This is a genomic window from Allofournierella sp. (assembly GCF_048388525.1).
Lineage (GTDB): Bacteria > Bacillota > Clostridia > Oscillospirales > Ruminococcaceae > BQOK01.
In genome coordinates this window covers 13,494-26,104 of record NZ_DBGCTQ010000065.1, presented here as the reverse complement: position 1 = coordinate 26,104, position 12,611 = coordinate 13,494, and the positions used below count along the sequence as shown (strand labels likewise).

The 12,611-nt window shown below is 64.1% G+C and carries 14 protein-coding genes; all 14 read left to right on the top strand.

The genetic code is table 11. The features are described from left to right. Positions 1 to 40 precede the first annotated feature (40 nt). The 14 genes from ACMLHZ_RS08465 (at position 41) to ACMLHZ_RS08400 (ending at position 12,489) form a co-directional block, all read left to right on the top strand. Positions 41 to 1,327 (top strand): hypothetical protein, encoded by a 1,287-nt coding sequence (locus ACMLHZ_RS08465; RefSeq protein WP_418667313.1) that lies wholly within the window; start codon positions 41 to 43, stop codon positions 1,325 to 1,327. Positions 1,328 to 1,334: 7 nt separating this feature from the next. After that, entirely contained in the window at positions 1,335 to 3,368 is a 2,034-nt protein-coding gene (gene recJ / locus ACMLHZ_RS08460) for a single-stranded-DNA-specific exonuclease RecJ (protein WP_418667312.1), read from the top strand. Positions 3,369 to 3,374: 6 nt separating this feature from the next. Then, the gene (locus ACMLHZ_RS08455; protein WP_418454254.1) at positions 3,375 to 5,540 is read left to right on the top strand and encodes a RelA/SpoT family protein; all 2,166 of its coding nucleotides are present in this window, start codon (positions 3,375 to 3,377) and stop codon (positions 5,538 to 5,540) included. A 27-nt stretch (positions 5,541 to 5,567) separates the two neighbouring features. Then, positions 5,568 to 6,017 (top strand): D-aminoacyl-tRNA deacylase, encoded by a 450-nt coding sequence (gene dtd, locus ACMLHZ_RS08450; RefSeq protein WP_418667311.1) that lies wholly within the window; start codon positions 5,568 to 5,570, stop codon positions 6,015 to 6,017. Between the two features lie 26 nt (positions 6,018 to 6,043). Continuing rightward, entirely contained in the window at positions 6,044 to 6,634 is a 591-nt protein-coding gene (locus ACMLHZ_RS08445; protein ID WP_418667310.1) for an MBL fold metallo-hydrolase, read from the top strand. Positions 6,635 to 6,643: 9 nt separating this feature from the next. After that, a complete protein-coding gene (gene hemZ / locus ACMLHZ_RS08440) occupies positions 6,644 to 8,086 on the top strand; it encodes a coproporphyrinogen dehydrogenase HemZ (protein ID WP_418667309.1) in 1,443 nt (480 codons plus the stop codon). Continuing rightward, positions 8,052 to 8,978, top strand: coding sequence for a nucleoside kinase (locus ACMLHZ_RS08435; protein WP_177565588.1), 927 nt, complete (start codon positions 8,052 to 8,054; stop codon positions 8,976 to 8,978). The genes hemZ and ACMLHZ_RS08435 overlap by 35 nt, the downstream gene beginning before the upstream one ends. A 115-nt stretch (positions 8,979 to 9,093) precedes the next feature. Further along, positions 9,094 to 9,516 (top strand): zinc-ribbon domain-containing protein, encoded by a 423-nt coding sequence (locus tag ACMLHZ_RS08430; RefSeq protein ID WP_418667308.1) that lies wholly within the window; start codon positions 9,094 to 9,096, stop codon positions 9,514 to 9,516. A gap of 253 nt (positions 9,517 to 9,769) precedes the next feature. After that, entirely contained in the window at positions 9,770 to 10,579 is an 810-nt protein-coding gene (gene mazG, locus ACMLHZ_RS08425; protein ID WP_418667307.1) for a nucleoside triphosphate pyrophosphohydrolase, read from the top strand. Between the two features lie 41 nt (positions 10,580 to 10,620). Then, complete coding sequence (locus tag ACMLHZ_RS08420; protein WP_177565584.1) at positions 10,621 to 10,896, top strand: HU family DNA-binding protein; 276 nt, start codon at positions 10,621 to 10,623, stop codon at positions 10,894 to 10,896. A 101-nt stretch (positions 10,897 to 10,997) separates the two neighbouring features. Next, positions 10,998 to 11,246, top strand: a complete 249-nt coding sequence (locus ACMLHZ_RS08415; RefSeq protein WP_177565582.1) for an RNA-binding S4 domain-containing protein — start codon at positions 10,998 to 11,000, stop codon at positions 11,244 to 11,246. Positions 11,247 to 11,352: 106 nt separating this feature from the next. Continuing rightward, positions 11,353 to 11,661, top strand: a complete 309-nt coding sequence (locus tag ACMLHZ_RS08410) for a YabP/YqfC family sporulation protein (RefSeq protein ID WP_418667306.1) — start codon at positions 11,353 to 11,355, stop codon at positions 11,659 to 11,661. A gap of 42 nt (positions 11,662 to 11,703) precedes the next feature. Further along, on the top strand, positions 11,704 to 12,141 hold the full coding sequence (gene yabQ, locus ACMLHZ_RS08405; RefSeq protein WP_418667305.1) for a spore cortex biosynthesis protein YabQ: 438 nt from the start codon (positions 11,704 to 11,706) through the stop codon (positions 12,139 to 12,141). 48 nt (positions 12,142 to 12,189) lie between these two features. Next, positions 12,190 to 12,489, top strand: a complete 300-nt coding sequence (locus ACMLHZ_RS08400) for an FtsB family cell division protein (RefSeq protein ID WP_418667304.1) — start codon at positions 12,190 to 12,192, stop codon at positions 12,487 to 12,489. Positions 12,490 to 12,611: the final 122 nt, after the last annotated feature.

Below are 12,611 nucleotides of genomic sequence, written 5' to 3'. Positions count from 1 at the left end.
CCAAAAGCGCGCTTTACAATAGAAGGAGAGGGAAGTTCCCATGCCTCAGAATACAAAAGACCCCTATCAGTACGAGCGGATGCTGCGTGAGCGCATGCAGCAGGCACAACAGGGCCACACACAGCCCCCGCCGCCGCGGCCCGGCCCCAGCGGCCCGCGCCGCCCGGCGGACCCGGCGGAAGAGCTGCGCCGCAACATCCAGGAGCTGGGCTTCACCATTGCCGACGAGGTGGGCCGCAGCCTGCGGGGCGCTGCCGACGAGGTGCGCCGCAGCACGGCGGCGGGCGCCCAGCGCCAGCGCCAGCGGGCGGCTTACAACTACCAGTTCCGCCAGCAGGCCCGGCAGATGGGCGACCAGATGGCCAGCCGGGTGAATATGGCCAGCGCCGGCTGGTCCGAGAGCCTGCGCAGCGGCCTGAGCGTTTTTGGCGGCACCCTGTGCGTGTGCGGCGCGGTGGGCTGCGGCATTGCCATGGTATTGCTCCTTTTGGGCACCGTGGTGGCCGCCGTGAGTGCCGAGTACGATGTGGTGCTGGTGTGCGGCATTCTGACCCTGGTGTTCGGGCTGTTCACCGGCGGCTTTTCGGCCATGGGGCGGTGGCTGCTGATGGTGCCGGCCAAGCGCCAGCGCATGCGCCGGTACCTGGCCGCCATGGGCGATGAGACCGCGGTGCCGGTGCAGCGCCTGGCCGAGGCGGTGCAGCGCCCGGTGCCCTTTGTGCGCAAGGAGATCTCGAAAATGATCCGCCAGGGCTGGCTGCCCAACGCTTATCTGGACGACCAGGAGGACGTGTTCTTCATCCACGCCGAGGAATACCGCGCCCTGCAGCGCAAGCAGGAGGCCGCGGCCCGCGCCGCCGCGGGCAAGGACACCCCCAAGGCCCCGCAGGACGAGCTGGACGAGCTGATGCAGCAGGGCAGGGATTTTATCACCCTGCTGGACGAGCACATCCGGGCGACCGGGGCCGAGCCTGAGGTGTGCGGCCAGCTTGAGCACATGCGCACCACCGCGGGCGATATTATGAGCTGGGTGGCCGCGCACCCCCAAAGCGCGGGCAAGGTGCGCCGCTTTGCGCGCTATTACATGCCCACCACCCTGAAGCTGCTGCGCACCTACGACGACGTGAAGGGCCAGCAGAGCGACGTTGCAAGCGGCATCCGGCAGGACATCGGCGGCATTTTGAGCACACTGAACACCGCCTTTGACAATTTGCAGGCGGACCTGCTGAGCGACACCGCGCTGGACGTTTCCAGCGAGATCAGCGCCATGCAGACCATGCTGGCGCAGGACGGCCTGTCGGCAGAAAATTTTATCTCCAAGGAGTAATTTGCGTATGAACTACCGCGCCTGGCAAGTAAAGCAGCCTGATGAAAAAGCCGCGGCCCGCTTGGCCGGGGCCATCGGCGCGCCCCTGCTGCTGGCGCGCATCCTGACCGCGCGGGGCATCTGCGACCCTGCCGGCGCGCTGGCCTTTTTGCAGGAGGACGCGCCCCTGGGCGACCCCTTTGCCCTGCGCGACATGGACAAGGCGGTGCAGCGCATCCAGCGGGCGGTGAACGAGGAAGAACCCATTGTTATTTTTGGCGATTACGACGTGGACGGCGTGACCGCCACCGCCCTGCTCTACAGCCATTTGCGGGGCATGGGCGCCAATGTGCGGTGTAAGCTGCCCAGCCGTGAGGAGGACGGCTACGGCCTGACCGTGCCCGCAGTGGAAGCGCTGGCTGAAAAGGGCTTCAAGCTGCTGATCACGGTGGACAACGGCATCACCTCGCTGGCCGAGGCCGCCCGTGCGGCCGAGCTGGGGCTGGATATGGTGATTACCGACCACCACCTGCCCCTGGAAACGCTGCCCGCCGCGGCTGCGGTGGTGGACCCCGCCCGGCCGGACGACGAGAGCCCGTTCAAGGCGCTTTCGGGCGCGGGGGTGGCGTTCAAGCTGTGCGCCGCGCTGGACGGCTGCGCCCCCGAGGACCTGCTGGACTTTGCGGGCGACCTTGCGGCCGTTGGCACGGTGGCGGACGTGATGCCCCTGACAGGGGAGAACCGCACCATCGTGCGGCACGGGCTGGCGGCGCTGCAAAACAGCGAGCGGCCGGGCCTGCTGGCGCTGCTGGAGGCCTGCGGCCTTTCGGAGAAGCCGGTCACGGCCGAGAACATCAGCTTTGCGCTGGCCCCCCGCATCAACGCGGCGGGCCGCATGGATTCCGCCGTTACCGCGCTGCAGCTTTTGCTGTGCGAGGATTTTGAAAAGGCCGAACAGCTTACCGAGCGGCTGCTGGCGGCCAACACCGCCCGGCAGGAGGCCGAGCAGCAGATCATGGCCGAGGCCGAGGCACAGCTTGCCGCCGACCCGGCGCGCCAGAACGACCCGGTGATCCTGGTTTGGGGAGAGGGGTTTCACCAGGGGGTCATCGGCATTGTGGCCAGCCGTTTGGTGGAGCGCTACGGCCGCCCGGCCATGGTGATCAGCGTGCAGAACGGCGAGGGCAAGGGCTCCGGCCGCAGCGTGCCCGGCTTTAACCTGCACAGCGCCATTGCGGCCTGCGCGCCGCTGCTGGTGCGCTTTGGGGGGCACGCCCAGGCGGCGGGCCTGTCGGTGGAAGAAAAGAACATTCCGGCGCTGCAAAAGGCGCTGAACGAGTTCGCGGCCCGGGAATACCCGGTGCCGGAGGCCCCGCCCCTGGAGCTGGACGTGGAGGTAAGGCTGGATCAGCTGACCGTGGGGGACGTGCAGGGCCTTTGCTACCTTGCCCCCTGCGGCAACGGAAACCCCGCGCCGCTGTTTTTGCTGCGGGACGCGGTGGTGGAGGGGGTTTACCCCGTGAGCGAGGGGCGGCATACCCGGGTGCGGCTGCGCCAGGGAGGCGGCAGCCTGTACGCGGCGTATTTTGGCCTGGCGCCCGCCGAGCTGCCCTATGCCATTGGCCAGCATGTGGACGCGGCGCTTACCCTGTCGGTCTACGAGGGAAAAAACGGAGCCCAGCTTTCAGGCCGGATCAAGGAGCTGCGCCCCGCGGGCCTGCCCGCAGAAGCCCCGGCCCAGGCGGCGCTGTTCACCGCCTTTGAGCGGGGGGCAGCCCTTACCGCCGGGCAAAAACAACTGCTTTTGCCCGACCGCGGGCACATTGCCGCGCTGTACCGGCTGATCCGGCAGGGGGGCGTGTTTGCGGGGGATCTGCAGCCCCTGTTTGCGCAGCTTGGCGCCGACCGGACCGGCAAGACCCTTGCGGGCCTTGTGGCCCTGACCCAGCTCGGCCTGATCGAGATCAGCGAGGCAGGCGGGGCCAAAAAATTTGCGCCCACACCCGTGGCGGGCAAAAAGGATCTTTTTTCCGCCCCGATCCTGAAGGCGCTGGAGGCATAACGACACATGGCGAATTATATGACCTATGAAGACCTGAAAAAAGCGGTGGCCGACACCGGCCGCCCCTATGACATACAGATGCTGGACAAGGCGTATGCCCTGGCCGACAAGGCCCACGCGGGCCAGAACCGGCGCTCGGGCGAGCCTTATATCTGCCACCCCCTGAACGTGGCGCTGCTGCTGGTGGAGCTGGGCATGGATACCGAGAGCCTGGCCGCCGCCCTGATGCACGACGTGGTGGAGGATACCCACGTGCGACTGGACGAGATCAGCGCCTCGTTCGGGCCGGACGTGGCGCGCCTGGTGGACGGGGTGACCAAACTCACCAAGATCCAGTTTTCCAGCGTGGAGGAGCAGCAGGCCGAGAACCTGCGCAAGATGCTGCTGGCCATGAGCCAGGACGTGCGGGTGATGATCATCAAGCTGTGCGACCGGCTGCACAACATGCGCACCGGCGACGCCTGGCCCGAGCAGAAACGGCGCGACAAGGCCCTGGAAACCATGGAGGTCTACGCGCCCATTGCCCACCGGCTGGGCATCAGCAACATCAAGGAAGAGCTGGAGGACCGGAGCCTGCGCTACCTGGACCCCGTGGGCTACCAGGAGATCCAGGATCTTTTGGCGGGCAGCGGCGGCGAGGCGTTCGTGACCGGCGTTGCCAGCGTGATCGAGGAGCGCCTGGCGGAAAACGGCATGCCGAACGCGGTGATGAAAAGCCGGGTGAAAAGCGTGTACGGCGTGTACCGGAAAATGTTCATTCAGGACCGGGACTTTGAGGAGATCTACGACGTTTACGCCGTGCGCATCATTCTGGACACGGTGGCCGAGTGCTACAACGCCCTGGGCGTGATCCACGATATGTACCACCCCATCCCGAACCGCTTCAAGGATTATATCTCCACCCCGAAACCCAACATGTACCAATCGCTGCACACCACCGTGATCGGGCACGAGGGCATCCCCTTTGAGGTGCAGATCCGCACCAAAGAGATGGACCAGATGGCCGAGTACGGCGTGGCCGCCCACTGGAAGTACAAGGCGGGGGTGCAGGGGTCGGACAAGCTGGACGAGCGCCTGGCCTGGGTGCGCCAGCTGCTGGAGAGCCAGCGCGAGAGCGACGACGCGGGCAGCCTTCTGCAGGACATCAAGGGCGACCTTTTGCCCGAGGAGGTGTTCGCCTTTACCCCCAAGGGGGACGTGATCAACCTGCCCGCCGGCGCCACCGCCATCGACTTTGCCTATGCCATCCACTCGGCGGTGGGCAACCGCATGATGGGCGCCAAGGTGAACGGGCGCATTGTGCCCATTGACCACAAGGTGGCCACCGGCGAGATCATTGAGGTGATCACCGGCCCGGCCGACAAGGGCCCCAGCCGCGACTGGCTTAAGATCGTGACCACCAGCGAGGCACGCAACAAGATCCGCAACTGGTTCAAAAAAGAGCGCAAGGAAGAAAACATCCAGCAGGGCCGCGAGGCGCTGGAAAAAGAGATGCGCCGCAACCTGGTGAACATTCCGGACGACCAGTGGGACGGCTTTATGGCCGAGATCGCCCGCCGCCAGCGGCTCAACACCGCCGAGGAGATGTACGCCGCCCTGGGATACGGCGGCCTGCAGCTGAGCCGGCTGATGGGCAAGATCAAGGACGAATACGCAAAAATGCGGGCCGCCCAGCCCAGGCCCGCGGTGCTGGGGGACATTCCGCTGCGCCAGCACAAGGGCACCGACGGCGTGGTGGTAGAGGGCATCGACAACTGCCTGGTCAAGTTTGCCAAGTGCTGCAGCCCCCTGCCGGGCGACGAGATCGTGGGTTTTATCACCCGGGGGTTCGGCGTGTCGATCCACAAAAAGGACTGCGAGAACGCGCAGGCCAGCATGGCGAACCCCGAGAACCGGGAACGGTGGGTCAACGCCCACTGGGAAGAGCAGGTGCAGGAAAATTACAAGGCCACCCTCGAGATGGTGGCCATGGACCGGGACGGCCTGGTGGGCGACGTGGCGGTGGCCCTGGGCGAGCTGCGGGTGCCCATTTACGCGCTCACCGCCCGCTCGGCCGACAATGGCCGCGCCAGCATGAGCGCCACCCTGGGCATTTCCAGCACCGAACATCTGAACAGCGTGGTGGCAAAATTGCGCAAGGTGAAGGACATGATCACGGTGACCCGCATTTAATAATAGAGTTACAAGGAGATACACCCCATGCGAGTGGTTTTACAGCGGGTGGCCGGGGCTTCGGTCACCGTGAACAGCGGTGAGGCGCGGGCTATTGGCCCGGGGCTGGCGCTGCTGGTGGGCATAAAGGACACCGACACCTTGGACCTTGTGCCGAAGCTGGCTGAAAAATGCGCGCACCTGCGCATTTTTGCCGACGAGGAAGGAAAATTGAACCGCAGCGCGGCGGAGCTTGGATATTCCGCCCTGGTGGTGAGCAATTTCACCCTGTATGCGAACACCAAAAAGGGCAAGCGGCCCAGCTTTATCGCGGCGGCAAAGCCGCCCCTTGCCGTGGACGCCTACGAGCTGTTTTTGGCCGAGCTGGAAAAGCAGGGCCTGAAGGAGGTCAAGCACGGTGAATTTGGGGCCGACATGCAGGTTTCCTTGGTGAACGACGGCCCGGTCACCATTCTTTTGGACACAGATGAATGGTAAATTCAAGAGCTTTTAAGGAGGCAGGTATGCCCGTTTATCATCTCACCGGCCCCGCGCCCTATTTTACAAACTGCTTTGTACTGATTACCGAGGGGGGCAGCGGCGTTGTTGTGGACCCGGCGGCGCCGCCCGAGCAGATTGAAGAGCTGCTGCAAAAGCACAGCGCAAAGCTCACCCATATCCTGCTCACCCACGGCCATTTTGACCATGTGTACAGCCTGGGGGCGCTGTGCGGGGCCCAGCCCTGCCAGGTGTACATGGACCCGGCGGACGCGGGCGACACCCCGCTGTACCCGGTTGGCCTGCCCACCCTGCCTTATGCGGAGGGCGGGCGGATCCGGGTGGACGAACTGACCTTTACCGCCTGGCACACACCGGGGCATACCCCCGGCAGTTGGCTGCTGGGCTGCGAGGACCTTTTGTTCTGCGGCGACACCCTTTTTGCAGGCAGCGTGGGCCGCACCGACCTTGCCGGCGGCGACGCCGGCGCACAGCGGGCGAGCCTTGCAAAAATCCGGGCCCTGCCCCTGCAGGAGGAAACCCGGGTGCTGCCCGGGCACGGCCCCTTTTCCACCCTGGGGGAGGAAAAGGACACAAACCCCTATCTTGCATTGTAAGGAGCGAGTATGCAGATCGTGATCAAGGGTGTGGCTTCGGTTTACGAGCCCGAAAACATCGCCCGCATGTTCTTCCCCGGCGCCCGGCTGGAAAAGGCTTTGGGCCGGGGCGACGCGGTGCTGGCCCGGGCGGGGCGGCGCCTGGCCGCGGGGGTGCGCCTGAACGGCGTGTGCACCCTGCGCTTTGCCCCCGCCCCCACAGGGGAAAAGGAGCGGGAGTGCGCCCTGGCCGCCCTGGTGTACGAGCTTTTGCGGGCGGTGACCGGCATCCGGCCGCCCTGGGGCAAGCTGACCGGCGTGCGCCCGGTGCGCATCATTCACGACCAGCGGGCCGCCGGCAATACCGAGGCGGGCATTGAAGAGCTGTTTGTGGACCATTACGACTGCACCCGCGAAAAGTTTGAGCTGGCAAGGGGCATTGCAGACCTGCAGCGCCCGATCCTTGCCCGGGCAAAACCGCTGGACTACAGCCTTTACATCGGCATTCCGTTCTGCCCCTCGCGGTGCAGCTATTGCAGTTTTGTGTCCCTTTCCACCGAGCGGGAAACAAAGCTTATGCAGCCCTATGTGGACGCCTTGTGCCGCGAGGTGGAGGCCATGCGCAAGGAGGCCGCGGCCTGCGGGCTTGCCCTCAAGACCATTTACATAGGGGGAGGCACGCCCACGGCCCTGGCGGCTGCGCAGCTGCGCCAGCTGATGGGCACCGTGCGGGAGTGCTTTGACCTTTCCGGCCTGGAGGAGTATACCGTGGAGGCCGGCCGCCCGGACTGCACCGACGCGGAAAAGCTGGCCGTGCTGAAGGAATACGGGGCCACCCGCATTTCCATCAACCCCCAGACCTTCAGCGACGCGGTGCTGGCGCGCATCGGCCGCAGGCACACCGCGGCCGACATCCTGCGCTGCTACCGCGAGGCGCGGGCCGCGGGGCACCAAAACATCAACATGGACCTGATCGCGGGGCTGCCCGGCGACACGGTGGAGGGGTTTGCGCAAAGCCTTGCCGCCGCGATTGCCCTTTCGCCCGAGAACATCACCGTGCACACCCTGACCCTGAAGCGCGCCTCCAACCTGGTCATCCAAAGCGAGGAGGGCGGCTATGCCGACGTGGCCGCCATGCTGGAAAAGTGCTGTGCCCTGGCCGGCGCCGGTTACCGGCCCTACTACCTGTACCGCCAGAAAAACACCCTGCAAAACCTGGAAAACACCGGCTGGTGCAAGCCCGGCTACGAGGGCTGCTACAACATTTACATCATGGAGGAGGTGCACTCGATCCTGTCGGCCGGGGCGGGGGGCTCCACCAAGCTGTGCCAGCCCGGCGGCAGCCGCATTCAGCGCATTTTCAATTACAAGTATCCCGCCGAATACATCACCGGGTTTGATACCATCCTAAAACGAAAGGAAGGAGTGAGCAGATTTTATGCCGGCTATCTGGATCCCCAAACGACTGGTTGAAATCAGCCTGATCAACACCGCCGCCGAGAGCGCGGCAAGCTTTGTGCGCCACTGTGAAATGGAATACGAGGGCCGCATCCACGCGGCGGCCAGCGAGGTGCTGGCCAGCCGATGCCACATTGTGATGCTCACCGGCCCCTCGGCCAGCGGCAAGACAACCACGGCCAACAAGCTGGCCGCGGCCCTGCGCAGCCGGGGCTGCCCCTCGCGGGTGGTGAGCCTGGACAACTTTTACAAAAACCTCGACGACTACCCCCGCCTGCCGGACGGCAGCAAGGATTACGAGAACATCACCGCCCTGGACCTTGCCGAAATTGAGCGCTGCCTTTCCGAGCTGCTGGAAACGGGGGAAACCGACCTGCCCGAGTTCGATTTCGTGACCGAGATGCGCCGGGCCGAGACCACCCACCTGTCGCTGCCCGGCGGGGTGTGCATTGTGGAGGGCATCCACGCCCTGAACCCCCAGCTTACCAGCGGCCTGCCCCGGGGCAGCGTTTACAAAATTTACGCCGGCCTGCGCGAGGAGTACAGCTACCGGGGCCAGCGGGTCATCCCCACACGGGACATCCGCCTTGCGCGCCGCATGATGCGGGACTGCAAGTTCCGCGGCCACAGCCTGGAAAAAACGCTGTCCATGTGGGGCGGGGTGTGCATGGGCGAGGACAAGTTCATCAAGGTGTTCAAGGCCGAGGCCGACCTTTTGCTGGATACCTCGTTCAGTTATGAGATCTGCCTGCTGGCGCCCTTTATGGCGCCGCTGGCGGGCAGCCTGCCCGAGACCCACCCCCAGTGCGAGCAGCTTAACAGCCTGGCGGGGCGGTTTGCGCTGGCAGACCCGATTCCGGAGGCGCTGGTGCCCGAAAACAGCATGCTGCGCGAGTTTTTGGGCTAATATGCGGGTTGCGCCGCGCCCGGCGGTGCGCTATAATGAGAGTAGTTACCCGCATTTGAGCGGGGGAACCAAACTTTCCCCGCCACGCGGGGCCATGAGAAAGAGGTGCATATCAATGAATATCGACGTGGATAAGATTTTGGAAACCGGCGCCAAGGTAGTGGACAGCGCCAAAAAGACCGCGGTGGAGCTGGCCCAGAGGGGCAAAAAGCAGGTGGATCTGCTGGACGCCCAGGCGAAAAAGAGCAAGGCCGAGCGGCAGCTGGGCGCTCTGGTTTACAGCCTGGCCAAAAACGGCGAGGAAAACGAGCTGCTGGTGAAGAAATACATCGACGCCATCGCTGCGATTGAGGCCGACATCGAGGAGCTGCGGAAAGAGGTTCCCGCAGAGGAGCAGCCCTGCGAAGCGCCGGCTGAAACCGAAGCGCCGGCCGCGCCGGAAGCGTGCGCCGAAACCGCCAAAAAGACCTGCCCCCAGTGCGGCGCCGAGGTGGAAGAGGATGCCCTTTTTTGTAATGGCTGCGGGGCACAGCTTTAAGCTGGGCGAAAAGGGAGCCGGGCAAGCGGTGGTCTTTACCCTGCAAAAACCCGAAAAACAATGAAAACGCTGACAAAAGGCGCCCTTTCAGGGCGCCTTTTGTCAGCGTTTTGAACGGTTCTGCACCCCGCAGAAAAACTTTTTTGCACAGGCCGAATGAAAACACATGCACCGTGGCAAAAATAGGGGAAAAGGGGTTGCAAAGCCGCTTTGTGTAATGTAAAATAGGTAAAGTTACACGAGGTGATAGGCCATGGTGGAGTTTGTGCAAAAACCGCGCTATACGGCACAGGATCTGGTGCGGATCGTGGCGCTGCTGCGCCAGCCCGAGGGCGGGTGCCCCTGGGATAAAGCGCAGACCCACGCCTCCATCCGCCAGAACTTCATCGAGGAAACCTACGAGGCTGTGGAGGCCATTGACCTGGGCGATGCGGAGCTTCTGCAGGAAGAGCTGGGCGACGTGCTGCTGCAGGTGGCGCTGCACTGCCAGATGGAAGCCGAGCGGGGCGCCTTTGATTTTGACGAAGTGTGTAACGGCATCTGCCAAAAGCTCCTCTACCGCCACCCCCACGTGTTTGGCGATGTGGCCGCAGCCACCCCGGACGAGGCGCTGCGCAATTGGGAACAGCTTAAAAATACGGAAAAGGGCCGCGCCACCGCCGCCAGCCGGCTGGACAGCGTTCCCGCCAGCCTGCCCGCCCTGATGCGGGCCGCCAAAACGCAAAAGCGCGCCGTACCCTATGGCTTCGGCTGCACCGACCCGGCCGCGGCCCTGGCGGACGTGGAGGCGGAGCTGGCCGAGCTGAAGGCCGCGCTTGCCGCGGGGCAGGACCCCGAAGCGGAGCTGGGCGACGTGCTGTTTGCCGCCGCAGGCCTTGCGCGGACCCTGGGCGCGGAACCCGAGCTTGCGCTGAGCGGGGCCACGGGCCGCTTTAAAGAGCGGGTCAAGGCCTGTGAGCGCATGGCGGCCGGGCGCGGCAGCGGGCTGGAAGAACTTACCGGCCCGGAGCGGGCCGCCTGCTGGGAGCGGGCAAAACTTGAAGAGCAGTCATCAAAGGGTTAACTCCTTTGTACTGATAAAAATTTCTGGAGGTAAAAAAGAATATGACTAAAACTGAATTGATCGCCGCCGTTGCTGAGGCCGCTGAGATCACCAAAAAGGACGCCGAAAAGGCTGTTAATGCCACCGTGGAGGCCATTACCAAGGCCCTGGCCAACGGCGAGAAGGTTGCCCTGGTGGGCTTTGGCACCTTTGAGACCCGTGAGCGTGCCGCCCACGCCGGCCGCAACCCCCGCACCAAGGAGACCATCCAGATCGCTGCCGCCACCGTTCCCGCTTTCAAGGCCGGCCAGGCCCTGAAGGACGCTGTGGCGAAGTAAGCAGAGCGTGCAATTGCAGGCGGCCGGGTCTGCGCGTGCCTTTCAGGTGCGCGGCGCCGGCCGCTTTTTTGCGGCCCAGGAGAAAGAGAGGAAACAGGCCCATGCGCATTGATAAATACCTTAAGGTAAGCCGGCTCATCAAACGGCGCACCGTGGCCAACGAGGTGGCGGACGCAGGCCGCATTTTGGTGAACGGCAAGCCAGCCAAGGCCAGCTATGCGGTGAAAGAGGGCGATCTTATTGAGATCACCTTCGGCAACAAGCCGGTCCGGGTGGAGGTGCTTTCCACCGAGGCGCCCTCGGGCAAGGATGTTGCGCGGGAAATGTACCGCGTGCTGGAAGAACAATAACACAGGGCAGAACGCCGTGCGGCGCCCCGCAAAAGCCGGGGGCCGCACGGCGCATTCTTTTGCAGCACCCCGCATATACTGCTACAAAAAAGGCAGGTGTAAAAGGATGCAGGCAAAAAGCATGGAAGCCGCGCAGCCCGCGGCCGAAGCAGCCGCCGGGCTGCCCCATAACATCATTGTGGAAAACCGCCGGTCGGTCACCGCCACCGGCATCACCCGCATCGTGAGTTACGACGAATTCAGCGCCACGCTGGAAACCCAGCAGGGCACCCTGGTTATTGGGGGCAAGGGGATACAGGTGAGCGAGCTGTCGATCCAGACGGGCGAGCTGAAAATCTTCGGCCAGATCGAATATCTGCAATATTCCGAGCCCACCCAGTCGGCGGGCGGCTTTTTCCGCCGCCTGGCCCGGTAGCCTGTGGTCGCCCTTGCAGCCCCGCCCTATGTGGTAGCGGATATGCTCTGCTGCCTGGGGCTGGGCTTTTTGCTTGCGGCCGTCTACGATCTGGCCCGGTTCTTTTTGGGCAGCTCCAAACCGGTTTGCTTTGTGCTGGATTTGGGGGCGTATCTTGCGGCGGCGGTGCTGCTGTACAGCTTTGCCGCCTCCCGCAGCTACAGCGGGGTGGTGCGCTGGTACATGGCGGCGGCCCTGCTGGCGGGCCTGGCGGGGTATTTCTTTGTGCTGGCCCCGGCCACCCGGGCGCTGCAAACAGCCATTAAATGGGTGCTGAGCCGCCCCTTTGTGCTGCTGTGGCTGGTGGCGCTGCGGCCTTTTGGGCGCCTGTGGCGGAGGCTTTGGAGGCTTACCGGGCAAAAAATGCGCGCAGGCGCCAAAAAACGCCGGAAAAAACAGTTGAAAAGCAAAGCCCAGGTGTTGTATAATTCAAATAACTAGAGCGCGGGGGCAAACTGCGCCCGTTTTTACCGAAAGGAGGCCTGCTTTGTGGCAAAGCGGCAAAAGCGTCCGCCTGTTCTGCCCAAGGTGCTGGTGCAGGCGGGTCTTGTTTTGGTGGGCGGGTACCTGGTGGCCGGCCTGGTGTTCAATCAGGTGCAGATCTCTTCCAAGCGCCAGGAGCTGGAAGCGGTGCAGGCGCAGCTGGAAAGCCAGCAGCAGCAGAACGATGAGCTTTCGCGCGTGCTGGAATCCGGCACCGACCTGGAGATCATTGAGCGGGTAGCCCGCGACAAGCTGGGCTATGCAAAGCCCAACGAGCGCGTTTTTGTGGACGTGACGGGCAAATAGGCAAAGACGGAAAAAGGCGGGGGACGCCCGGCGTGCGGCAGCCGGGCCTGCGGGCCCCCTGTACGGCGGCCCGGCGCGGGCCGCACACAAACATTTGGTTTTCGTTGCGCAGCAATTGAAAC